At 61.5% G+C, this 23,357-nt stretch carries 24 protein-coding genes; 13 read left to right on the forward strand and 11 right to left on the reverse strand.

Translation table 11 applies throughout. The annotated features are described in order from the left end of the window. The first annotated feature begins 92 nt into the window (after nt 1-92). A complete protein-coding gene (locus V7S54_RS19060) occupies nt 93-1,745 on the forward strand; it encodes an acyl-CoA dehydrogenase family protein (protein ID WP_065374619.1) in 1,653 nt (550 codons plus the stop codon). Here the strand turns inward: V7S54_RS19060 and V7S54_RS19065 are convergent. Beyond that, entirely contained in the window at nt 1,727-2,662 is a 936-nt protein-coding gene (locus V7S54_RS19065) for an AEC family transporter (protein WP_065374620.1), read from the reverse strand. The genes V7S54_RS19060 and V7S54_RS19065 overlap by 19 nt on opposite strands. Before the next feature lie 373 nt (nt 2,663-3,035). Here V7S54_RS19065 and V7S54_RS19070 point away from each other — a divergent pair, with 373 nt between their 5' ends. After that, nucleotides 3,036-3,377: a DUF6105 family protein gene (locus tag V7S54_RS19070; RefSeq protein WP_065374621.1), complete on the forward strand. Its 342-nt coding sequence runs from the start codon at nt 3,036-3,038 to the stop codon at nt 3,375-3,377. On the opposite strand, the gene ruvX is transcribed toward V7S54_RS19070, so the two are convergent. After that, complete coding sequence (gene ruvX, locus V7S54_RS19075; protein WP_065374622.1) at nt 3,323-3,808, reverse strand: Holliday junction resolvase RuvX; 486 nt, start codon at nt 3,806-3,808, stop codon at nt 3,323-3,325. The genes V7S54_RS19070 and ruvX overlap by 55 nt on opposite strands. A gap of 81 nt (nt 3,809-3,889) precedes the next feature. Here ruvX and V7S54_RS19080 point away from each other — a divergent pair, with 81 nt between their 5' ends. From V7S54_RS19080 to V7S54_RS19095, 4 genes are all read left to right on the forward strand, one after another. Next, nucleotides 3,890-4,594, forward strand: coding sequence for a metal-dependent hydrolase (locus tag V7S54_RS19080; protein ID WP_065374623.1), 705 nt, complete (start codon nt 3,890-3,892; stop codon nt 4,592-4,594). Nucleotides 4,595-4,703: 109 nt separating this feature from the next. Further along, the gene (gene gatC, locus V7S54_RS19085; protein WP_065374624.1) at nt 4,704-4,991 is read left to right on the forward strand and encodes an Asp-tRNA(Asn)/Glu-tRNA(Gln) amidotransferase subunit GatC; all 288 of its coding nucleotides are present in this window, start codon (nt 4,704-4,706) and stop codon (nt 4,989-4,991) included. A gap of 51 nt (nt 4,992-5,042) precedes the next feature. Beyond that, on the forward strand, nt 5,043-6,524 hold the full coding sequence (gatA, locus tag V7S54_RS19090) for an Asp-tRNA(Asn)/Glu-tRNA(Gln) amidotransferase subunit GatA (RefSeq protein WP_065374625.1): 1,482 nt from the start codon (nt 5,043-5,045) through the stop codon (nt 6,522-6,524). An 82-nt stretch (nt 6,525-6,606) separates the two neighbouring features. Then, entirely contained in the window at nt 6,607-7,092 is a 486-nt protein-coding gene (locus tag V7S54_RS19095; protein WP_065374626.1) for a GNAT family N-acetyltransferase, read from the forward strand. A gap of 156 nt (nt 7,093-7,248) precedes the next feature. On the opposite strand, the gene V7S54_RS19100 is transcribed toward V7S54_RS19095, so the two are convergent. Together V7S54_RS19100 and V7S54_RS19105 are read right to left on the reverse strand one after the other, a co-directional pair. Next, nucleotides 7,249-7,503, reverse strand: coding sequence for a YjhX family toxin (locus tag V7S54_RS19100; protein ID WP_065374627.1), 255 nt, complete (start codon nt 7,501-7,503; stop codon nt 7,249-7,251). 178 nt (nt 7,504-7,681) lie between these two features. Next, a complete protein-coding gene (locus V7S54_RS19105) occupies nt 7,682-7,990 on the reverse strand; it encodes a DUF1294 domain-containing protein (RefSeq protein WP_065374628.1) in 309 nt (102 codons plus the stop codon). A gap of 158 nt (nt 7,991-8,148) precedes the next feature. On the opposite strand from V7S54_RS19105, the gene gatB reads away from it, so the two are divergent. From gatB to V7S54_RS19130, 5 genes are all read left to right on the forward strand, one after another. Continuing rightward, entirely contained in the window at nt 8,149-9,651 is a 1,503-nt protein-coding gene (gatB, locus tag V7S54_RS19110; protein ID WP_065374660.1) for an Asp-tRNA(Asn)/Glu-tRNA(Gln) amidotransferase subunit GatB, read from the forward strand. A gap of 3 nt (nt 9,652-9,654) precedes the next feature. Beyond that, nucleotides 9,655-10,155 (forward strand): GNAT family N-acetyltransferase, encoded by a 501-nt coding sequence (locus V7S54_RS19115; RefSeq protein WP_065374629.1) that lies wholly within the window; start codon nt 9,655-9,657, stop codon nt 10,153-10,155. A gap of 114 nt (nt 10,156-10,269) precedes the next feature. Further along, nucleotides 10,270-10,740: a GNAT family N-acetyltransferase gene (locus tag V7S54_RS19120; protein WP_336408673.1), complete on the forward strand. Its 471-nt coding sequence runs from the start codon at nt 10,270-10,272 to the stop codon at nt 10,738-10,740. 108 nt (nt 10,741-10,848) lie between these two features. Further along, nucleotides 10,849-11,244 (forward strand): NADH:ubiquinone oxidoreductase subunit NDUFA12, encoded by a 396-nt coding sequence (locus V7S54_RS19125; protein ID WP_065374631.1) that lies wholly within the window; start codon nt 10,849-10,851, stop codon nt 11,242-11,244. A 125-nt stretch (nt 11,245-11,369) separates the two neighbouring features. Beyond that, complete coding sequence (locus V7S54_RS19130) at nt 11,370-11,822, forward strand: DUF2155 domain-containing protein (protein ID WP_065374632.1); 453 nt, start codon at nt 11,370-11,372, stop codon at nt 11,820-11,822. Nucleotides 11,823-11,890: 68 nt separating this feature from the next. On the opposite strand, the gene V7S54_RS19135 is transcribed toward V7S54_RS19130, so the two are convergent. The 6 genes from V7S54_RS19135 to V7S54_RS19160 all read right to left on the reverse strand — a co-directional run bounded on the left by V7S54_RS19135 (nt 11,891) and on the right by V7S54_RS19160 (nt 16,819). Continuing rightward, nucleotides 11,891-12,820, reverse strand: a complete 930-nt coding sequence (locus tag V7S54_RS19135) for a DUF2167 domain-containing protein (protein WP_065374661.1) — start codon at nt 12,818-12,820, stop codon at nt 11,891-11,893. A gap of 186 nt (nt 12,821-13,006) precedes the next feature. Continuing rightward, the gene (aat, locus tag V7S54_RS19140; RefSeq protein WP_057252268.1) at nt 13,007-13,621 is read right to left on the reverse strand and encodes a leucyl/phenylalanyl-tRNA--protein transferase; all 615 of its coding nucleotides are present in this window, start codon (nt 13,619-13,621) and stop codon (nt 13,007-13,009) included. 10 nt (nt 13,622-13,631) lie between these two features. After that, a complete protein-coding gene (gene accC / locus V7S54_RS19145; RefSeq protein WP_065374633.1) occupies nt 13,632-14,975 on the reverse strand; it encodes an acetyl-CoA carboxylase biotin carboxylase subunit in 1,344 nt (447 codons plus the stop codon). A 12-nt stretch (nt 14,976-14,987) separates the two neighbouring features. Next, a complete protein-coding gene (gene accB, locus V7S54_RS19150; RefSeq protein ID WP_065374634.1) occupies nt 14,988-15,473 on the reverse strand; it encodes an acetyl-CoA carboxylase biotin carboxyl carrier protein in 486 nt (161 codons plus the stop codon). A gap of 25 nt (nt 15,474-15,498) precedes the next feature. Beyond that, a complete protein-coding gene (aroQ, locus tag V7S54_RS19155) occupies nt 15,499-15,945 on the reverse strand; it encodes a type II 3-dehydroquinate dehydratase (protein ID WP_065374635.1) in 447 nt (148 codons plus the stop codon). A gap of 106 nt (nt 15,946-16,051) precedes the next feature. Further along, the gene (locus V7S54_RS19160) at nt 16,052-16,819 is read right to left on the reverse strand and encodes a DsbA family protein (protein WP_065374636.1); all 768 of its coding nucleotides are present in this window, start codon (nt 16,817-16,819) and stop codon (nt 16,052-16,054) included. A 234-nt stretch (nt 16,820-17,053) separates the two neighbouring features. Here V7S54_RS19160 and V7S54_RS19165 point away from each other — a divergent pair, with 234 nt between their 5' ends. Next, nucleotides 17,054-18,211, forward strand: coding sequence for a pyridoxal phosphate-dependent aminotransferase (locus tag V7S54_RS19165; protein ID WP_112995483.1), 1,158 nt, complete (start codon nt 17,054-17,056; stop codon nt 18,209-18,211). 169 nt (nt 18,212-18,380) lie between these two features. On the opposite strand, the gene V7S54_RS19170 is transcribed toward V7S54_RS19165, so the two are convergent. Then, nucleotides 18,381-21,185 (reverse strand): Rne/Rng family ribonuclease, encoded by a 2,805-nt coding sequence (locus V7S54_RS19170; RefSeq protein ID WP_065374637.1) that lies wholly within the window; start codon nt 21,183-21,185, stop codon nt 18,381-18,383. Between the two features lie 779 nt (nt 21,186-21,964). On the opposite strand from V7S54_RS19170, the gene V7S54_RS19175 reads away from it, so the two are divergent. Next, a complete protein-coding gene (locus V7S54_RS19175) occupies nt 21,965-23,176 on the forward strand; it encodes an N-acetylmuramoyl-L-alanine amidase (RefSeq protein ID WP_234793023.1) in 1,212 nt (403 codons plus the stop codon). Nucleotides 23,177-23,357: the final 181 nt, after the last annotated feature.

Consider the following 23,357-nt stretch of genomic DNA (forward strand, 5'->3'; position numbering starts at 1 on the left):
TGGGCGTCACCGTCCGCAGAAAACTTGCAACGGCCATCCTATCTTTTTCGCGCCCCGTTCCGTGGTGGTGAAACTTGCGCTAGAACCGGCCCATGAATCAGATGAACCGGACTGAACAGAAACTCGCCGAGCTGAACCAGCCCAAGCCCTGGTCCGGTGTCAACGCCTATCGCTCCGATCCGCTGGTGGTGGACATCACCTCGTCGATGAGCAAGACGCTGCGCGACGAATTCGACGTGCTCGGCCGTTACGTCACCTCGCCGGAAGCGCAGGAACTGGCGCGCATGGCGAATGAAGGTCCGCCGAAGCTGAAGACGCATGGTCCGCGCGGCGAGCGTCTCGATGTTGTCGAGTTCCACCCCGCCTGGCATGCGCTGATGCGCCGCTCGATGTCGTCGGGCCTGCATGCGTCGGCCTGGGAAAACTTGGCCGACGAGCGTAACCAGTCGCACAAGACTCGCGCTATCCGCTTCTACCTGACGGCGCAGCTCGAATGCGGTCATCTCTGCCCGTTGACGATGACCAGCGCGTCGCTTGCCGCGATCACCGCGTCGCCGGCGGTCCAAAAGGAATGGGCGCCGAAGATCCTCTCGCGCAAATACGATTCCACCAACCGTCCCTGGATGCAGAAGTCGGCGGTCACCGTCGGCATGGGCATGACCGAGAAGCAGGGCGGCACCGACGTGCGCGCCAACACCTCGACCGCCGAGCGCGTCGGCGAGGGCATTTATCGGTTGAACGGCCACAAGTGGTTCATGTCGGCGCCGATGAGCGACGCCTTCGTCATGCTGGCACAGACCCGCGAGGGCCTTGCCTGTTTCCTCGTGCCGCGGCTTCTGGAGGACGGCAGCGCCAACGGGCTGCGTTTCCAGCGACTAAAGGACAAGCTCGGCAACCGTTCGAACGCTTCGTCGGAGGTCGAGTTCTCCGACACGTTCGGCTTCATCCTCGGCGCGCCGGATGCCGGCATCCGGACGATCCTCGACATGGTCACGCTGACGCGGCTCGACTGCGCGCTGGCATCCGCCGGCATGATGCGGGCCTCGCTCGCCGAAGCCGTGCACCACACCCGCGGCCGCAAGGTCTTCGGCAAGCCGCTCGTGAGCCAGCCGATGATGACGCGCGTGCTTGCCGACATGGCGCTCGACGTCGCTGCGGCAAGCGCCCTTTCGTTCCGTCTGGCCGAGGCGTTCGACAAGGCCCGCAACAGCCCGGAAGACGCAGCCTATGCGCGGATCATGACGCCTGTTGCCAAGTACTGGGCCTGCAAGATCGCCCCGGCACTGATTTACGAGGCGATGGAGTGCCTTGGCGGCAACGGTTATGTGGAAGAGCGCGCGCTGGCGCGCCATTACCGCGAAGCACCTGTCAACGCCATCTGGGAAGGGTCCGGCAACGTCATGGCGCTGGACGTGCTGCGCGTGCTCGCCAAGGGCAAGGATCTCTTCGAGCAGCTCTTCGTCGTTTTGGCTCGCGATCTCGGACCAGCCGGCCGCAAGACGATCGACGTGCTGCGGGCCGCCATGTCGCTCTGCGAACGGGACGAGGGTGCTGCGCGCATGCTGGTCGAGCAATTGGCGCTCGCCGCCGCCGCCGCCGAACTCTACCGTCTCGGTGCCGGCCGCATTGCCGACGCTTTCCTCGAATCGCGACTGGCTGCCGGATGGCGCTCCACCTACGGCATGCTCGATTCGCGCTTCGATTCTGCCTACATCCTCGATCTCCTCTATCCCCCTGCGACGTAAGTCGTCAGGTAGAGGACGAGTGGTATCGTGAAGAACGAGACAACCGTCTGGACGGTTGCGACCGCCGCATAGAGTTCGGCGTCGCCATCCATCTGCTTGGCGAGCAGATAGCCGTTCATCGCCGTCGGCACGGCCGCGCCAAGCGCGATGACCAGCAGGGCGTCGCCGCGAATGCCGAGCAGATAGCTCGCGCTCACCATGAAGACCGGCATCACGATCAGCTTGAGGAAAACTGCGAGCAGCGCCGTCGCGCTCGGCTTCAGCGCATCGGAAGCGCGCAGGCCCGCGCCGACCATCACCAGCCCGAGGCTGAGCGAGGCGCTTGCCAGCATCTCGATCGTGGTCATCACGGGGCCGTAGATCTTCAGTCCCACCAGGTTGACGAGAATGCCGAGCACCGAGGCGACGATCAGCGGATTGGTGGCGATCTTTGCGAAGAAGCGCCTGAAGTCACGATTGCCCCCGCCGAACCAGACCAGCACGCCGATATTGTAGAGATTGATAGGGATGATCACGAGCGTCATCACCAGCGCGGTCAACGTCAGGCCGATCGGGCCGTAAAGCTTCTGCGCAATTGCCAGTGCCATGAAGCCGTTCCAACGTGTTGCCGTCTGGAAGACTGAGGTGAACGAGGCGCCGGACACGTGCCGGTCTCGCAATACTGGCCAGAGGAGCAGCACGAAGGCCGACATCAGGCTGACGCTGCCGATCGTCGCGATGGCCGTCGCGTCGGCTTTCAACCCGACAAAGTCTGCCTGGGCGAGCGTCGAGAACAGCAGGGCAGGGAACAGGATGAAGTAGCCAAATTGCTCGAGCCCGAGCCAGAGGCTCTGGTCCACGAATGTCGAGCGTTTGAGCCAGACGCCGAGCAGAACCAGCAGGAAGATCGGAAGGATGCTTTCAAAGACGACGGTCATGGAGGAGGACCTGCGAGGGGGAGGGATATCGCTACCCGAATTTTGCTGAGGCCGGAATGGGCTTGCAGCTATGTGGTGAAAGATCGGGCGCGACCGCAAGCGTGAGCGCAAGAAGACCTAGCCTGTGAAAATTAACCTTAACAAATGGTTTACGTTGCACGCCTTGCCTGTAGGCGCGAAATTGACCAGGAATTTCAACAGATCCGGAATGGAGCGGTTCGGTGAGAACTGGTCTTTTGATCATCATGATGATGTTTTTCGCCGGACTGGCGCTGGATATTGCGGTCCCAACAATGGTCCTGCTTGCCTTGTTGCTGGCAGACCGCGCCATATATCCGCTAGTCTACCGCCGCATCTCGGAAAGGGGAGCCGCATGAAGTGGTTTCTAATCCTTTGGGCCTGCCCGGTCATGTTCCTCACGTCGTGGTATGGTCTCTCCTACTACGACATGAGCTTCGGCTTCTTCATGCTGACGCGGCAGACCCATGACCTCGTGTTCCAGGTCTACGGCAATGTCCTTGGCATCCCGCCAGAGACGATCCCGCCGCTCGTCGCCCGTGCGATCATCTTCGATAGTTTTGTGGTCTTTGCCATTATCGGCTTTCGCAAGCGCCGTGAGATCGCGGCCTGGTATCGCCGTCGTTTCGGTGCCGGCGTAGCTCAGTCCGAAAGGCCGTCCCTCGCAAGCGAAGCCAGCCTGTCGAGCGCGCCCTGAAGAATGAAGGAGGCGGCGGCCGAATCGATGCGTTCGGCCCGCTTCCGTCGCGACACATCCATCTCGATCAGCACACGCTCGGCCGCAACGGTCGAAAGCCTTTCATCCCAGAAGATGAAAGGCAGTGGCGTCTTTTGCTCCATGTTGCGTACGAAGGCGCGGGTCGCCTGACAACGCGGTCCCTCGCTGCCGTCCATGTTGACGGGTAGGCCGATGACGAAGGCTGCGATCTTTTCTTTTCCTGCCACTGACAACAGGGCTTCGGCGTCCACCCCGAACTTGACCCGGCGGATCACCTCGCGGGGTGTCGCGAAACGGCGACCGAGATCGGAGACCGAAAGACCGATCGTCTTGGTGCCGAGGTCGAGCCCGGCGATCGCCTGGTTCTGTTGAAGCTGGGATGCCAGCTCTTCGATGGTGAGAATTGCCATGTCGGTGTCGATTCGATCTTTGCGCGGAGGGCTGTCTGTTCCATATGCTGTTCCGACACGCAAATCATCAGGGAGATCGTCATGAAGATCAAATGGCTCGGTCATGCCGCCTTTCACATCGAAACGGCAAAGTCCAAAATCCTCATCGACCCCTTCTTCACCGGCAACCCCGCCTTCCGGGACGAGGATCGCAGGGACGCGACCGCCGGGCTCACCCACATCCTCCTGACCCATGGTCATGGCGACCATGTCGGCGATACGATCGCGATCGCCAAGGAGACCGGGGCGACTGTCGTTGCCAATGCCGATCTCGCCGCCTGGCTCGGGCGGCATGGCGTCAAGGCGCTCGAAATGGGAAATACCGGCGGCACGATCAACCTCGGTGCGTTTTCAACGACCTTCGTCAACGCGCTCCATTCCTCGGCGCAACTCACCGAGGACGGCGTTTCCCATTCGCTTGGCAATGCCAATGGGTTGGTACTGCATTTCGAGGATGAGCCGACGCTCTACCACATGGGCGACACCGATATCTTTTCCGACATGGCGCTGATCAACGAATTGCACCAGCCGGAGATCGGCATCGTGCCGATCGGCGACCGTTTCACCATGGGCGGCGCGGTGGCGGCACTCGCCTGCCAGCGCTTTTTCAAGTTCTCGACGGCGATCCCCTGCCACTACGGATCGTTCCCGATCATCGACCAGACGCCCGAGACCTTCGTTGCCGGCATGGAAAGTGCATCCACCAAGGCGCAGACGCCTTACGTTGGCGGCGTCGTCGAGGTCTGATGTTGCGCCGGGCCTTTTGACGAGAGGTCCGGTACTCCGGCAATTCCCCCGTTGCGTGGCTCGCCGTGCGCCATTATAGCGGGGGAAGTTCCAGTTACCGGAGACGATCATGTCCGTAGACCTTGCCACCGTGAAGCGCGTTGCGCGCCTTGCCCGTATCGCCGTCAGCGAAGAGGAAGCCGAACGGATGATGGGCGAGCTCAATGGCATCCTCGGTTTTGTCGAACAGCTCTCCGAAGTTAATGTCGATGGCGTGGAGCCGATGACCTCGGTCACGCCGATGGAGATGAAGAAGCGGACCGACGCCGTGTCGGACGGCAACAAGGCAGACGATATCGTTGCCAATGCACCGAACTCCGATCGCAATTTCTTCCTCGTTCCCAAGGTGGTCGAATAGCCAGACCCCTTGCCGCCCCGACGTTCCCGATTGCGAAAGCCCGATTTCATCATGACCGACCTTATCAGCCTCACGATTGCCGAAGCCCGCGCGAAACTCGCCGCGAAGGAAATCACCGCCGTCGAACTGACAGATGCCTATATCGGCGCGATCGATGCCGCCAATGAGGCGATCAATGCCTACATCGCCGTAACGCCGGACAAGGCGCGCGAAATGGCCAAGGCCTCGGACGCGCGCATCGCCGCCGGCAAGGCCGGTGCGCTTGAAGGCATCCCGCTCGGCATCAAGGACCTCTTCGGCACCGAGGGCGTGCACACGCAGGCCTGCAGCCATATCCTCGACGGTTTCGCGCCGCGCTACGAATCGACCGTGACCCAGAACCTCTGGAACGACGGCGCCGTCATGCTCGGCAAGCTGAACATGGACGAGTTCGCCATGGGCTCGTCGAACGAGACATCCTACTACGGTGCCGTGAAGAACCCATGGCGCGCCAAAGGCTCCAACATGGATCTTGTTCCGGGCGGCTCCTCCGGTGGTTCGGCTGCAGCCGTCGCTGCGCATCTCTGCGCCGGCGCGACGGCGACCGACACCGGCGGCTCCATCCGTCAGCCGGCTGCTTTTACCGGCACCGTCGGCATCAAGCCGACCTATGGCCGCTGCTCGCGCTGGGGCGTCGTCGCCTTCGCCTCGTCGCTCGACCAGGCCGGCCCGATCGCCCGTGACGTGCGTGACGCTGCGATCCTGCTGAAGTCGATGGCAAGCGTCGACACCAAGGATACGACCTCGGTCGATCTGCCGGTGCCGGATTACGAAGCCTCGATCGGCAAGTCGGTCAAGGGCATGAAGATCGGCATTCCCCGGGAGTATCGTGTCGATGGCATGCCCGAGGAAATCGAGGCGCTCTGGCAGCAGGGCATCGCCTGGCTGAAGGACGCCGGCGCCGAGATCGTCGACATCACCCTGCCGCACACGAAGTATGCGCTGCCGGCCTATTACATCGTCGCTCCGGCCGAAGCTTCCTCGAACCTTGCCCGCTACGACGGCGTGCGCTACGGCCTGCGCGTTGACGGCAAGGATATCGTCGACATGTACGAAAAGACCCGTGCCGCCGGTTTCGGTCACGAGGTCAAGCGCCGCATCATGATCGGCACCTATGTGCTTTCCGCCGGCTACTACGACGCCTACTATCTGCAGGCGCAGAAGGTGCGCACGCTGATCAAGCGCGACTTCGAACTGGCGTTCCATGCCGGGGTCGACGCGATCCTGACGCCGGCAACGCCGTCCTCCGCCTTCGGCATCGCCGACGAGGATCTCGCGTCCGATCCGGTGAAGATGTACCTGAACGACATCTTCACGGTCACCGTGAACATGGCCGGTCTGCCGGGTATCGCCGTGCCGGGCGGTCTCGACCACAAGGGCCTGCCGCTTGGGCTGCAACTGATCGGCAAGCCGTTCGAGGAAGAGACGCTGTTCAAAACGGCGCATATCATCGAACAGGCCGCCGGTCGCTTCACGCCCACCAAGTGGTGGTAAGGCTTTGATGGCGGTGCCGGACCGGCGCCGCCACTGTTTCTGAAGGCGATCACTCACTCTTGTCGCGGAAGGAGCCCGCGTCATGCCCGCCATCCGTCATACCCGCGCCCGCGATGTCGACCGGCTGACGGCGATTGGTCTCGCCGCTTGGCAATCCGCGATTGCCGGTCTTGCCGATGGTGAGAGAATGCGGCGTGTGGCGGAAGCCTCGTTTTTCCGTTTTCTTTCCGATCACTGGTTTCACGTTTTGCTGATCGAAGCCGAAGGCGGCATTCGCGGTTGGGTGGCGCGAGAGGATTTCGACAACGCGATATCCGACCTGTGGATCGAGCCGGGGGTCCAGGGCAGGGGGCTCGGTGCTTTGCTGCTCGGCGAGATCGAGCGTCGCATCGTTGCGGACGGGTTCGATGTCGCCACCACCAAGACCCATGCGCGCAACGACCGAGCCGTAACCTTCTTCCGCAACCGCGGCTACGGCGTGAGTTGGCTTTCCACCGCCTACGCCCCGCAACTCGACAGTGATGTCGAGTTTATCGGTCTGAGCAAAGTCCTCACCGAGCAAGACTAGAACCACCGACCCTGCGCATATCCGTGCATGGCTGCCACCCGGAAATGCGCAGCTTCCGGTATTGACGCAAGGTGAGGCTCCTCGTCGCTTTACCTCGCGTGAAGTGCCAGCGATACCGGACATCATTCGATGCCCGGTATCGTCGGTTTCGGCAGGTCAGCGGTTGTTGAGTTCGGAGCGCACGAGCTGCAAACCGCGTTCCGTGATGCGATAGGGCTTTCCGCCGGAAGACGAGATTGCCTTCTTGCGCTTGAGCTTGCGGAAAAGTTCCAGGTCGAAGCCGGGATAGACCCAGCCGTCACGGGTGAAGCAGCGGATCTCGGTGATCGCCTTGCTTTCGCGGATGATTTCGATGCGACCGCCCTGGGCCAAATGATGAAGGATGCGCTGTTCTGCGCGCGAGATGTCCATTGTCTGAATGTTCCGGAATAGCGTTCGTATGAACGCAGGAAAACGTTCCGCAAATCACTGAAAATGCGGGGTGACGTTTCCGGCCCGTGCGCGCAATCAAAGGGGATTGCGGGGACGGGCCCTTACCGGGACTCAGGCGAAGAACGGAACATCAAGACTCCAATAGAACGGTCGCTTCCTAGAAGACTGCTGCAAGCGCGTCAAGGTGCCCCTGCAACGCCAGGGTGCCGATCGCCGCGGCCGCCACCTGAAGAACGATGATGAGCGCCAGCCGGGTTCGAAAGGGTTCCTTGCGCGTCTTGTGGCGAAATATGTGCCGGGCGGCCATCGCCCCCGGACTTCCCCCGAGAAAAGCAATCGTCAGCAGCGTCTGTTCGCTGATGCGCCAACGGCCCGCGCGCGCCGCCCGTTTGTCAAACCAGAACAGCCCGACGCTTAATGTGTTGATGAGGGCTGCGAACGATATGAGTGCGGTGGCGGTCGACATCGGCAAATCTTGGCGCAAGGGTGCTAAACGGTGGTTAAGCGGCGCGTCGCATTCGCGGTTGGTCGGAGATGGGGCCGCATGCTGCCGAACAACTTGCACCGGCGGACCAATTGTTCTACCGAGAAACCAAGAATTCAGGCTTCAAAGAAGAGCATGATATGAGCATTGTCGACGTCCGCACCCCCGATCCGAAACGCTTCATCCCCGGCGCCACCGGCGACTGGGAAGTCATCATCGGCATGGAAGTCCATGCCCAGGTGCTTTCCAATTCGAAGCTGTTCTCGGGTGCCTCGACGGAGTTCGGCAATGCGCCGAACGCCAACGTTTCGCTGGTCGACGCCGCCATGCCCGGCATGCTGCCCGTCATCAACGAGGAATGCGTCAAGCAGGCGGTGCGCACCGGTCTCGGCCTCAAGGCCGCGATCAATAAGCGCTCGATCTTCGACCGCAAGAACTATTTCTATCCGGACCTGCCGCAGGGCTATCAGATCTCCCAGTTCAAGGATCCGATCGTCGGCGAGGGCAAGATCATCATTTCCGTCGGCCCAGACCGCCAGGGTCAGTTCGAGGATGTGGAGATCGGCATTGAGCGGCTGCATCTCGAGCAGGATGCCGGCAAGTCGATGCACGACCAGCATCCGTCCATGTCCTATGTCGACCTCAACCGTTCGGGCGTGGCGCTGATGGAGATCGTCTCCAAGCCGGACATGCGTTCGTCGGATGAGGCAAAGGCCTATATGACGAAGCTGCGCTCGATCGTCCGCTACCTCGGCACCTGCGACGGCAACATGGACGAAGGCTCGATGCGTGCCGACGTCAACGTTTCCGTGCGCCGTCCGGGCGAAGGCTTCGGCACCCGCTGCGAGATCAAGAACGTCAACTCCATCCGCTTCATCGGCCAGGCGATCGAGTACGAGGCGCGCCGCCAGATCGGCATCCTCGAAGACGGCGGCTCCATCGATCAGGAAACCCGCCTGTTCGATCCGAACAAGGGCGAGACCCGCTCGATGCGCTCCAAGGAAGACGCGCACGACTACCGCTACTTCCCGGATCCGGACCTGCTGCCGCTGGAGTTCGACGACGCCTTCGTCGAGGCACTGAAGGCCGACCTGCCGGAACTGCCCGACGACAAGAAGGACCGATTCGTTCACGACCTCGGCCTTTCGGTCTACGATGCCTCGGTGCTCGTTTCCGAGAAGTCGATCGCCGACTATTTCGAGGCTGTAGCCGAAGGACGCGATGGCAAGATCGCCGCGAACTGGGTCATCAACGACCTGCTCGGCGCCTTGAACAAAGCCGGCAAAGCCATTGAAGAGACTCCGGTTTCGCCGGCTCAGCTCGGCGGCATCATCGATCTCATCAAGGCCGAGACCATCTCCGGCAAGATCGCCAAGGACCTCTTCGAGATTATCTGGAACGAGGGTGGCGACCCGGCCGAGATCGTCGAAAGCCGCGGCATGAAGCAGGTGACGGACACCGGCGCCATCGAAAAGGCAGTGGACGAGATCATCGCCGCCAACCCGGATCAGGTTGCCAAGGTCCAGGCCAAGCCCTCGCTTGCCGGCTGGTTCGTCGGTCAGGTGATGAAGGCGACGGGCGGCAAGGCCAACCCGCAGGCCGTGCAGGCGCTGGTGAAGGCCAAGCTCGGCATCGAGGAATAAGCGATGTTCTTCGTGCGGACGGCCAGCGAGCGTGATCTCGAAAAGGTTCGCGCCCTGCTGGTCGAGACTTGGCATGCGACCTACGACACCTTCTATGGCGTCGAGAAGGTCAACGAACTGACGGAGCGCTGGCATTCGCTGCCGGCGCTGAAAGCGCGGGTCGCGCGCAAGAACGCCGAGTTCCTGGTCGCAGATGACGGTCGCCAGATCGGCGGCATGGGTTTTGCGGCCATGTCCGATACTCAGCCCAAGACTGCCGTGCTGCATCAGCTCTATGTGCTGCCGAAGTTCCAGCGGCAGGGCATCGGCCGCGACATTTTCGCCGAGCTCGAGACCTGCTTCCCGGATGCCGAGCGCATGCGCGTCGAAGTGGAGCCGCAGAACCTGCACGCGCTTGCCTTCTATCGGACGCATGGCTTCGCCGAGGTCGGTGAGACGGCCAACCACGGCGACGAGCAATCCGGTCTGCCGGCGATCGTCCTGGAAAAGCGGCTTCTCGGCTAAGTGCCAGTTCTGGCAGCTCCCTGTGGATAACTTCATCGGGGACGGCTCTGTCATGAAACCTTTGCACTGCAGTGCTTGGTCCGCCGTCGATGAACGAAGCGAGCCGAGGGAACCATGGACGCGATAGCCGAACTCTTGATCCGCAAGGCCGAGCGCGAAGATCTGTCCGCCATCGTGGCACTCTTTGCCGATGATCAGCTCGGTGGTCATGGCGATACGACCGCTCCGGAAGCCTTCGGAGACTACGTCGCCGCCTTCGAACAAATCGAAGCCTCGTCGCTGCAGACAGTCTTTGTCGCGGTTCTTGCCCGGGAGATCGTCGGTACCTTTCAGACGGCGCTGCATACGTCGCTTTCCGGGCGCGGCAGCTCGAGCCTGATCGTCGAAGCGGTTCAGACGCGCGAGGATATGCGTGGCCGTGGGATCGGCGAACGCATGATGCGCCACGCGATCGCCGAGGCTCGCGACAGGGGAGCGAAGAAGGTCCGGCTGACGTCCAATGCGGTACGCAGCGACGCGCACCGTTTCTACGAGCGGCTCGGCTTCACGCGCAGTCACTTCGGCTTCCTCATGCCGTTGAAATGACGGCCTTTGCCTCGGAATCACTGGACAAGCCATGAGCGGCGGGGCATAAGCGGGAACATAGTTTTGGTATCTGGCCGCCTTCCCAACGGCCGGTCAAGGACGGCATCCATGAAGCTCCTGCTGCAGATTTTCACCTGGTGGAACGAACAGACGATCGGAACGCGTTTTCACACCTGGCGCCATGGTCAACGGGTCGGTCAAGACGAACTCGGCAATGTCTACTATCAGGGCGGCAAGGACTCAGAAGGGCGCACGCGCCGCTGGGTGATCTACAATGGCTATGCCGAAGCCTCCGCCATTCCGGCCGGCTGGCACGGTTGGATGCATCACCGGACCGACGTCTCGCCGGCCGATGAGAAATACACGCCGCGCGAATGGCAGAAGCCGCATCGCGCGAACCCGACCGGTACGGCCAGTGCCTACCGCCCTCAGGGCTCGATTGCTTCCACCGGCAAGCGTCCGCGCGTGACCGGCGACTACGACGCCTGGACGCCGGGCTCCTGAATAATCTGTTCTCAGAGACGACGACGGGCCGCGGAATAGGTTCCTCGATCACGGCGCGGCCACAATTGATGGTTAGCGCCTGAAATCCATCGACGATGAACAGGGCACGCGGGAGACAGGCGACAATGGCAGGTTCTGATCTGCGCAAAGCAATCGGCCAGGGAGCACGGCGGTTGGGCTTGTCCCTGCTTGCCAGTTTGCCGCTGATCGCCTCGGCGGGAGCCGTCGACGCGGCACGCCTCTCCAATGCCGTTGCTGTCTTCTCCGGCATCGACAAGATCACCGGCCGCATCACCACCTTCGACGTCTATATCGGCGAGACGGTCCAGTTCGGCGCCCTCCAGGTGACGCCGCGCGTCTGCTACAGCCGCGACGATACTGAAGCGCAAAAGATCACGACCTTCGTCGAGGTCGAGGAGATCACGCTCGACCGCAAGATCCGCCGCATCTTTACAGGCTGGATGTTTGCCGATAGCCCGGGCCTGAACGCCGTCGAGCACCCGGTCTATGACGTCTGGCTGCAGTCCTGCAAGGCGACGTCCGATCTCCCGCCGCCGGATACCGCGGCGAAGCAGTAAGTCGCTGAGGCTGCCGGACATAAAAGCGGCAGCCTACCCGTAATCCAGCTACCCTCATCACCTTGGCGCTATGCGCTCGGCGGTACCTTGCGGCCGAACAGACCCTTGAAGAAACGCATAGCCGCAGCGCCTGCAATCACGATCAGCACGCCGCCCTTTTTCAGGAAGGCCAGCGCAACGGCAAGCAAGCCGGCCTTGGCGGCGACCTTGGCGCCGGCGCCGGCGGCAATAAGGCCCGCCATGCCATAGGCCGCGACAGCATCGCCCTCCTTAAAATCCGCGTAAGCCTGCCCGGCATCGAACTGCACCATGCCGGTAACACCCGGCAGTCCGGATTTGATCTCGTCGAGCTGCTCCAGCCCCGAAACGAAGTTCATCTGCAGCACGCCTTCTCTGCTGAGGATGCGGACAGAGTAGTTCAGGGTGTGGGGCGCGTTCGGATCCTTGCCGAAGATCAGGTCGCGTGCCCAGTGCATCGTATGCGTAGCCAGATCGTAATGAGGAGGGGAGGCCCAGCCGACCAGCGTGATTGGATCGTAGCCCTGCTTCTCGCGCTCGATGTTGTTTTCGGCGGACGCTTCCTTCAGCTGTGCCAGCAGTTCGGTAAAATCGGTGGTCAGCGCATCCGCATCCGAGACGTAACCGTCCTTCAGGTAATCGATGACCGATCCCCAGGCTTTGTCGGCGTCAGGCGCATACTTGGCGGGAAACACCATGCCGAGATGACCCTCGGCAGAGCCCGGAGGATTGCCCCACAGGTCGACAAGGACCTTCTTCGTGTCGGCAGGATCCAGGAAATAGAACTCCACTGGAATATCGAGCTGTGCCTGGGCGGCGGGCAGTGAGACCTTGCCCTGCTTGAAATCAAGCGATCCGACGATGGCCGAGTATTCAGGCGACAGGTTCGGTTCGCTGCCGAACATCTCGCGATATGACTTTGCTTCCGCAATGGCGCTGGAAGCCATGAAAACCGACAATGCCAATATAAACTTGTTCATCCATGTGCCCTCGAAAACGGTCGAAGTGTGGATGAACATATGAACGAAGTACATCTCCAGGTGGAGATATCCAACGAAGAGTATGTAGAGCATCCCGCTCTCAGGTGGAATTATTGGAAGCGGAAGGATGCTCCAGATTCAAAATTCTAGAGCGTCCTTTGTGCGTTCACTTGAACGCACGGCGCTCTAGAAGGAAAGGTCTGGCGAGTTCATCGCGTTGCCAAGCATGATCTCGTACTCGGCTTTCGGCACGTCGACCGCACCGAAGGATTTCAGATGCTCGGTCGTGAACTGGGTGTCCAGCAGCTCGAAGCCTCGGGCACGCAGGCGCTGCACCAGATGCACAAGGCAGATCTTTGAGGCATCGGTGCGCCTTGAAAACATGCTTTCGCCGAAAAATGCCGAGCCGAGCGAGACACCGTAGAGGCCGCCGACCAACAGGTCGTCTTCCCAGGCCTCGACGCTGTGGGCGTAACCCATCGTGTGCAGCGTTGCGTAGAGGGTGCGGATCTTGTTGTTGATCCAGGTCGTCGGGCGGTCAGGGGCCGGGGCGGCGCAGCCTTCCATCACTGCTTCGAAGGCGGTGTTGAAGCGGATGTCGAAGGGTTTTCGGCGGATCGTCTTGGCGAGGCTGCGGGAGACGTGAAAGTCCGTGAGCGGGATAACGCCGCGAATTTCGGGCTCGACCCAGAAAAGCTCGGGGTCATCGGCCGAATCGGCCATCGGGAACAGGCCGATCGAATAGGCGCGCAGCAGCATGTCCGGTGTAATGTCGGGCTGCTTGCTGCGCGTCCCTTTCAATGTACGGTCCTTACTCGGACGTGGCGGCCAGATGCTTTTCCAGCCAATGGATATCGTAGTCGCCGTTGGCAATATCCTGATTATTGATCAGGTCCTGGAACAACGGAAGCGTGGTCTTGATGCCATCGATGACAAATTCATCAAGCACACGGCGCAGACGCATCATGCATTCGACGCGGGTACGCCCGTGCACGATCAGCTTGCCGATCAGGCTGTCGTAGTAGGGCGGGATGCGGTAGCCCTGATAGGCGCCCGAATCGACACGTACGCCAAGACCGCCCGGAGCATGGAAATGCGTGATCGTGCCCGGGGAGGGGACGAAGGTGCGCGGATCCTCGGCGTTGATGCGGCACTCGATGGCGTGTCCGGAGAACACGATGTCTTCCTGCTTGACCGAGAGGCCACCGCCGGAAGCGACGCGGATCTGCTCATGCACGAGGTCGATGCCGGTGATCGCTTCGGTGATCGGATGCTCGACCTGCAGACGGGTGTTCATTTCGATGAAATAGAACTCGCCGTTTTCGTAGAGGAACTCGATCGTGCCGGCGCCGCGGTACTTCAGCTTCTTCATCGCGTCGGCGCAGATCTGGCCGATCTTCATGCGCTGATCGACATTGAGGGCTGGGGAGTTGGCTTCTTCCCAAACCTTCTGGTGACGACGCTGCAGCGAGCAATCGCGTTCGCCGAGGTGCACCGCGTTGCCGGCACCATCGCCAACGATCTGGATCTCGATGTGGCGCGGCTTGCCGAGGTACTTTTCCATATAGACGGCGTCGTTGCCGAAGGCAGCAAGCGCTTCGGCACGGGCAGTCGAGACGGCTTCTTCGAGGTCAGCCTCGGAGCGAGCGACCTTCATGCCACGGCCACCGCCGCCTGCGGTTGCCTTGATCAGCACCGGGAAGCCGATCTTGCGGGCGACTTCGAGCGCGTTTTCCGGCTTTACTTCGCCATCGGAACCCGGAACGACCGGGATGCCAAGCTCCTGCGCCGTCTTCTTGGCGGTGATCTTGTCACCCATGATGCGGATGTGCTCCGCCGTCGGGCCGATGAATGTGATGTCGTGCGCTTCCAGGATTTCGGCGAACTTGGCGTTTTCCGACAGGAAGCCGTAGCCCGGGTGCACGGCATCGGCGCCGGTGATTTCGCAGGCAGCGACGATCTGGTGAATGTTCAGATAGCTATCGCGCGAAGGCGGCGGGCCGATGCAGACGCTCTCGTCGGCGAGGCGCACATGCATGGCGTCAGCGTCGGCCGTGGAATGAACGGCAACCGTAGCAATGCCGAGCTCCTTGCAGGCTCTGAGCACGCGAAGGGCGATTTCGCCGCGATTGGCAATTAGAATTTTCGAGATCATCGCCGCGCCGCCTTATTCGATTACGATCAGCGGTTCGCCATATTCGACGGGGGCTGCGTCCTGGACGAAGATCTCGGTGACCTTGCCCGAGCGCGGAGCCGGGATCTGGTTCATCGTCTTCATGGCTTCGATGATCAGGATCGTCTGGCCTTCCTTGACGGTGGCGCCGACTTCAACGAAGGGGCGGGCGCCCGGTGCCGGAGAAAGATAGGCGGTGCCGACCATCGGTGCGGTCACGGCGTTCTTCGATGCGCGGGCGCTCTCGGCGGCGGGAGCGGCGACGGCATTCGCCGGGGCAACCGCTGCGGCTGCAGCAGGGAACTGGTAGCCAGCCATTTGCGGCATTGCCATCGGCATTGCAACCGGCGTGCCGTTGCGCGAGACGCGAATGCGCAAGTCGTCCTGCTCGACTTCGATCTCGGTCAGATCGGTGTCCTTGAGAATGTTGGCGAGATCGCGGATCAGCGCCTGGTCGATACCTGGTTTCTTGTCAGCCATGGAATATGAGCCTCTTGTGTTCTTTTTATTTCGACGGATGTGTCAGGTTCTTTAGCGCATGCAGCGCAAGAATGTAACTCTGGGCACCGAAGCCGCAGATGACGCCTTTGACAGCCGGCGCGATCATCGACTTGTGACGGAATTCCTCGCGCGCATGGATGTTCGAGAGGTGGAGTTCGACGACTGGAATGCCGATGGCGCGGATGGCGTCGTGAAGCGCGATCGACGTATGGCCGTATGCCGCCGGATTGATCGCCACGCCGGCGGCGACGCTGCCGGCTTCATGCAGCCAGTCGACCAGCGTACCCTCGTGGTTCGATTGGCGGAAATCGATCTCGAAGCCGAGCGTCTTGCCCTCCGCCTTGCACATGGCCTCGATATCGGCGAGCGTCTGGCCGCCATAAATACCCGGTTCGCGCTTGCCCAGCGCATTCAGGTTGGGGCCGTTCAGCACGAAAATGGTCGATGGCATAAGGGATTCCGGTCCGGTGATGGAGGGTTACCTATAGACTGATGGTCCCGCGAGGAAAAGCCCTTTGGGCCCCCGCGGGATTTGTCCACAGTCATGGGAAGGTTTGTCAGCAGGCCGTCTTGCCGCATTCGCGCATATTGGAGACCTTGCCCTCAATCTCTTCGGCGCCGACGGCCCCAAAGACCGCTTCGTTGCCGATGACGTAGGAGGGCGTGCCGGTGATGCCGAGGTCGTTGGCAAGCCCATAGGCCTCGCGCACGGCCGCATCATGCGGCTCCTTTTCCATCTTGGCGCGCAGGTCCTTCTCGGAGACGCCAAGCTTTGCGGCAACCGCAATTGCGGTCTCTTCCGTGGCGCGATCTTCGCCGCCGAGCAGGGCGCGGTGGAAGTCGCCGTACTTTTCCGGAGCGACCAGGCGGAACGCGGCGCTCACCTTATGGGCGGCAAGCGAATCCGGACCGAGGATCGGGAGTTCCTTCAGCACGAAACGGACGTTCTTGTCCTTGGCAAGGATGTCATCCATGTCGGAGAGGGCGCGTTTGCAATAGCCGCAATTGTAGTCATAGAACTCGACGATGGTGACGTCGCCCTTGGGATTGCCAAGGACCATGTCATGGTCGGAGTTGAAGATCGCCTTCTTGTTCTCGGTGATCGCGCTCTCAGCCGCTTCCTGCTGTTTGGCGCGCTGCTTCGTCGTCAGCGCCTCCTGGACTTCAAGCATGATCTCCGGATTGGCGATCAGGTACTCCTTGATGAAGGCGCCGATCTCTTCCTTCTGCTTCGCATCGAGCGCAAACGCGCTTTGCGGCAGGCTGACCCCGGCCACGAGCGCTGCGAGCGTCCCGGCGGCAATCATCTTGGTGCTGAAATTCATTTCTACCTCGTTGTCCTTGCGTGTCCTGTGTGTCGTTCATCCCCCGTCGTCACGTCAACCGGCAGTTCTGAAAGACAACAGGAATCCTCGTATCCGCAATATGCTGGCAGCATAGGGTGGGTGCCGCGGAAACGAAACGGCAAAATCGGCGGAAATACGGCACTCGCGGACTTGTGAAGGTCAATTTCATCGGGCAAAGGGGCTGGAGAACAGCCGCTTATCGAGGATTTTCCGTTGGTAGACTTGTCAAAACGCAGCGCCGTCGAACCTTTTCACGCGATGGATGTGCTGGCGGAGGCGACCCGCCGCCGTGATGCCGGCCACCCGGTGATCTCGATGGCCGTCGGGCAGCCTGCCCACCCGGCGCCGCAGGCGGCTCTCGAAGCTGCGCGCAACGCACTCCAACATGGGCGCCTTGGCTATACCGACGCACTCGGCACTCTGTCGCTGCGAACCGCGATCGCCCGCCACTACGAGAAGCGCCACGGTATCGCGCTCGATCCGCAGCGGGTGGCAGTCACCACGGGATCGTCCGCCGGCTTCAATCTCGCCTTCCTTGCGCTCTTTGATCCTGGCGATTGCGTCGCCATCGCGAGGCCCGGCTATCCGGCCTACCGCAACATCCTCGCCGCTCTCGGCCTGACGGTGGTCGAGGTCGAGGCGAATGCCGAGACCGGCTTCACACTGACGCCGGAGAGCCTGAAGCGGGCCGCTGCAAAGGTCGGTCGGCCGCTGAAGGGCGTGTTGCTGGCAAGCCCGGCGAACCCGACCGGCACCGTGACGGGGAGGGCCGGCCTCAAAGCGCTGGCCGACTATTGCCGTGCGGAAAAGATCGCCTTCATTTCGGACGAGATCTATCACGGGCTGACCTTTGCCGGCGAAGAGGCGAGCGCGCTGGAGGTTACCGACGAAGTGATCGTCATCAACTCCTTCTCGAAATATTACTGCATGACCGGCTGGCGCATCGGTTGGATGGTGTTGCCCGCCGACAAGGTGCGGGGCTTCGAGCGCATCGCCCAGAGCCTTTATATTTCGCCGCCGGAACTGTCGCAGATCGCCGCTGAAGCGGCGCTCGACGCGCACGAGGAACTCGACCGCTACAAGGCCGCCTATGCGGTCAATCGGGACATGTTGCTGAAGCGCCTGCCGGAGATCGGCTTCTCGATCGCCTCGCCGATGGACGGTGCCTTCTATGCCTATGCGGATGTCAGCCGCTTTACCAATGACAGCATGGCCTTTGCCCGGCGGATGCTCGCCGAGATCAATGTCGCGGCAACACCGGGATTCGATTTCGATCCCTTGGAAGGGCATCGCACCATGCGCTTTTCCTATGCCGGCGCAGAGGCTGACATGGTCGAGGCAATGGACCGGATCGCGCGCTGGCTTGCCTGATTGCCCGACTGGACGGGCAGGGGAGCGAAGACGCCTCGTCTGCTGTGACCATCATTTGTAAAAGAAAAGGCCCGGAGCGATCCGGGCCTTTCTATTTATGATCTTTCGCGTCCAACGCTTCAGCGTCAGGATCCCGGTTCGGCTTCGAGCCGGGACCAGAAGCGACTTCTTAGAAGAAGCCGCGGCGCTGCCACCAGCCGCCCTTCTTGGGCTTGGTCGGGTCTTCTTCTTCGCCTTCGGCCTTCGGAGAGCTCGAGGTCACGACAGGCTCCGAGGCGATCTTCGAAAGGTCGCGGTTCGCGCGCGCCGGCTTGGTTTCCGCGAGGTCGGCCGCAGCTTCTTCCACCGCCTCGGCGGCGACGTCGACGCCTGCCGGCTGGTCTTCGATAACCGCCTGGGCGACTTCATCGACGGTCGCGACCGGTTCTTCGACCTTTACGGCCTTCTTGCGGGTCCGCTTCGGCTTGGCCGGCTTGGCCTCGACGGCCTCGGCTTCCGCGACGACTGCCGCGGTTTCCTCGACGGCGACGGCCACTTCGATCTCTGCGGCGACGGCCGGCGCGTTTACGGCTTCGGGCTCGTCGGAGTCATCACCTTCGGCAGCGGCCTCAATCTGGCCCTCGCCTTCACCTTCGCCCTCCGGACGGTTGCGGCGGCCACCGCGCTTGCCGCGGCGGCGGCGCTTGCGCTTCTGGTCTCCGTCAGCGGTTGTGGCCTCGGCATCGACGCCCTCGTCGTCCGCATCCCCTTCGTCGGCGTCGTCATCGACATCGCCTGCCGCTTCGGACGCTTGATTGACGGCACCTTCGGCCGGCTGGCCACCCTTGCCGCGACGGCGGCGACGGCGCTTGCGCTTGCGTCCACCCTGGTCATCGGAGGACTGGGCAGCCTTCGGCTGCTCCTGGCGCGGCTCGCTGACGACTTCTCCGGCTTCTTCTTCGTCGAGATCCTCTTCGATCACGACGTCTTCTTCTTCTTCCGGCTCTGGCTGGAAGTGCAGGAGCTGCTCGATCTTGACCGGGTTTTCGACCGGTTCGCCGCGATCGATCGCGAAGTGCTGTGCGCCGACATGAGCGTCCGCCTCGATGATGATCGAGACGCCGAAGCGGGCTTCGTAATCCATGATCGTGCCGCGCTTCTGGTTAAGCAGATAGAGCGCGATATCGGGGATCGTGCGCACGGTGATGTCGTGCGTAGTGTTCTTGAGCAGATGTTCTTCGATGCCGCGCAGCACGTGCAGGGCGACGGAGGACTGCGAGCGAACATGACCCGTGCCGTTGCAGTGCGGGCAGGTCTGCATCGTCGATTCGAGCACCGAGGCGCGAATGCGCTGGCGCGACATTTCGAGCAGGCCGAAATGCGAGATGCGTCCGACTTGGATGCGGGCGCGATCGTTCTTCAGGCAGTCCTTCAGCTTCTTCTCGACGGCGCGGTTGTTGCGCTTTTCCTCCATGTCGATGAAGTCGATGACGACGAGGCCGGCAAGGTCGCGCAGGCGCAGCTGGCGCGCCACTTCTTCGGCAGCCTCCAGGTTCGTCTGCAGCGCCGTGTCTTCGATCGAGTGCTCGCGCGTCGAACGACCGGAGTTGACGTCAATCGAAACCAGCGCTTCGGTCTGATTGATAATGATGTAGCCACCGGACTTCAACGTCACCTGCGGCTGCAGCATGCGGTCGAGCTGCGCTTCGATACCGGAGCGCGAGAAGATCGGATGCACGTCGCGATAGGGCTGAACCACTTTAGCGTGGCTCGGCATCAGCATCTTCATGAAGCCCTTGGCTTCCTTGTAACCTTCCTCGCCGGAAACGATGATCTCGCCGATATCCTTGTTATAGAGATCGCGGATCGAGCGCTTGATCAGGCTGCCTTCCTCATAGACGAGGCAGGGGGCCGTGGAGTTCAGCGTCAGCGTGCGGACGTTTTCCCACAGGCGCATCAGGTATTCGAAGTCGCGCTTGATCTCGACCTTGGTGCGGTTCGCACCGGCGGTGCGCAGGATGACGCCCATGCCCTGCGGCACTTCGAGGCCGCGCGCGATTTCCTTCAGGCGCTTGCGGTCCTGCAGGTTGGTGATCTTGCGGGAGATGCCGCCGCCGCGTGCCGTGTTCGGCATCAGGACAGAGTAGCGGCCGGCCAGCGACAGGTAGGTCGTCAGCGCCGCGCCCTTATTGCCGCGCTCTTCCTTGGCAACCTGGACGAGCAGGATCTGGCGACGCTTGATGACTTCCTGGATACGGTACTGCTTGCGCGGCTTGCGGATCTGGCGATCCGGAACCTCTTCCATGGCGTCTTCGGCGCCGACGGATTCGATGATTTCCTTTTCGCCATCGTGGCTGTCGTCATCATCATCGTCGTCGTCATGGCGACGGCGGCTGTCGACGTCTTCGGAGATCGCGTCGGTATCGACCATCGCGGCCATTTCGCCGCCGTTGCTTTCGTCACCATCGACGGAAGCGGCAGCTGCTTCTTCTGCAGCCTTGGCCTTGGTCTTGCGGGTGCGCTTCGGCTTTGCCTTGGGCTTTTCGGCCGGCACTTCCTCTTCGACCACCGGTTCGGCGGCGACGGCTTCTGCCGGCTGCGCCTCGACTTCGGTCTCCGCTACGACCTCGAGGTCGACGGGAACGGAAAGTTCGCTTGCTGGCGCCGGTGCGGTTTCGACATGTTCAATGTCGTCGTCGCGTCGCGCTTCTTCGGCTTCGGCCTTCAGCAGTGCCTGACGGTCGGCAAGTGGGATCTGGTAGTAGTCGGGGTGAATTTCGGCAAAGGCCAGAAATCCGTGGCGGTTACCGCCGTAGTCGACGAAGGCGGCCTGCAGCGAAGGCTCCACTCTGGTGACCTTCGCCAGATAGATATTGCCGCGGATTTGCTTCTTATGTTCCGACTCGAAGTCGAACTCTTCTATGCGGTTTCCGCGTACGACAACGACGCGCGTCTCCTCGGAGTGAGACGCATCGATAAGCATTTTCTCTGCCATCTAAGCTGTGCTCCTCGGCGCACCAGCGGAACGGGAGACAGACCTGCTTCCTTGGGAAGACTGCCAAACACGTCGGAAGGTGCGCCGGATATGAAAGTTCCTGTTTGGTGCAGGCGATGGTGCAGCAGCCAGACGACAGCCGGAACACCTGTGTCCCGGGGCCGCTCTACTTCTGACCGATACTGCTGAGTCAACATCAATGACCAAACAAGAATGCCAATGTCCAAGGTCTCATGAAGACCCAATGAATTCGCCCGCTTGCGGGCGTTGGTGAAAAATCACCATCAAGAACTCCGGCCACCGCCGGAAATTTGCGATCCAGTGTACGAGGAGGAAATGCAGCGACGGCGGATGAACACCTTGCGACCGCGGAAGTGCGATGCGTTTAACCGGTTGATCCGGTTCGACCACTCCCTGGCGCCAAGCTTTGGAGAAGCTCCGGCTGCCCGGTCGACTGTTCTATCCCGTCAACACTTTCTCCTTGTGACGCTTTTATGTTTTCTATGTCACATTGGCAAGGGAAAAGCCCGTGCCGCCACAATAATGATCGATTCGCTTGTCCACGTGGAGTAGGCCGGCAAATGATGAATCGATGGCGCCGGTGCGAGGCGGAAGATGACCTTTGTCAAGCTTTGGTTAACCATAAGGGTTCATTGATCAAGGTATGCGTTTGGTGGCCGCATCGGCCGCCGTCTGGTTTCTGAGAACGTGGTGGGGAGCCCAAGGTGAAGCCTTTGGCGGTTTGTATGGGCGGTTCGCTGTTGTCGTTGATGTCGCGGATGGGTTGGCGTTTGCTCGGTGCTTCGGTGCTCGTCGGCGGTCTCCTCTTGAGCGTGCCGGCTGCCCATGCTGCCGAGCCGGGCCCCTTGCTCGCCTTTGGCGCGCGGATCGCCGGCGACGACGCGCGCACCCGTGTCGTCGTCGAGTTCGACCGCAAGCCGGACTTTTCCGTTCATTACGTGGCCGATCCCGTGCGCGTTGTCGTCGACTTGCCGGAAACTGCCTTCGGCCTGAAGGCAGAGAGCCTCGAACCGCGCGGCCTGTTCGACGCGATCCGCTACGGCGGCATGGGCGCGGGCAATTCCCGTATCGTTCTTTCCGCGAAAGGACCTGTTGCGGTAACCCATGCGGAGGTGATCGCGGAGGAGGGGGGCAAGGGCTACCGCCTGGTCCTCGACGCCGAACGGGTCGACCAGACGCGCTTCGATGCGCTTCTCGGCGAACAGCAATGGACCGGTTCCGTCGCCGCGACGAAAACCGACAGACCTGTGGCCGTTGCGCCCACCAAGGACGGCGGCCCCTTCATCATCGCGATCGATGCCGGCCACGGCGGCATCGACACCGGTGCGCTTGCCTCCGAGACGAAGACGGAAGAGAAACACGTCACGCTGGCCTTTGCCATGGATCTCGTCGAGGCCCTGAACAAGGGTGCCGGGATTGAGGCTTTTCTCACCCGCGACAAGGATGTTTTTCTCTCGCTGCCGCAGCGTGTGCAGATTGCCCGGAACAAGGGCGCCAATCTTTTCATCTCGCTCCATGCCGATGCGCTCCGCCAGAAGGACATCCGCGGCGCTACTGTCTATACGATCTCCGACAAGGCATCGGACCATCTGGCCGCAAGCCTTGCCGCGCGCGAAAACCTTTCGGACGAAATCGCCGGCGTACCGCTTCAGAGCGAGCCGGCGGAGGTCGCCGATATCCTGATCGATTTGACCCGCCGCGAGACGCAGGCCTTTTCCGTCAACATGGCGCGTGCAGTGGTTTCCTCCTTCGAGGGCCAGATCAATCTCATCAACAACCCGCACCGCTTCGCCGGGTTCCGCGTGTTGCAGGCACCCGACGTGCCGTCGATCCTGCTGGAACTGGGCTTCCTGTCGAACAAGGAGGATGAGAAGTTGCTGCTGGATCCGGAATGGCGCAAGAAGGTTTCGGAGCGTCTTGCCGTCGCGGTTCAGCGTTATCGCGAGCAGGCGGTTGCCAGCGGCGGCTGACGTTTGAAGGCATGCCGGGGAACGAAGTGATTTGTGTCGCCTTGGTAACAGCGTTATGCTTTTCAATTGGATGCGCACGCGATAATCGGAAACAGCCCTATTTTACGCACATTCCGGGACCTAACCGGAATTGCGCCCGGATTTGTTGAGAAACGAGTTGAAGCCCGGGGTTCCTCGCCAT

This window comes from Ensifer sp. CCNWLY38 (genome assembly GCF_037120565.1).
In the GTDB taxonomy this organism is placed as follows: Bacteria; Pseudomonadota; Alphaproteobacteria; order Rhizobiales; family Rhizobiaceae; genus Ensifer; species Ensifer adhaerens_H.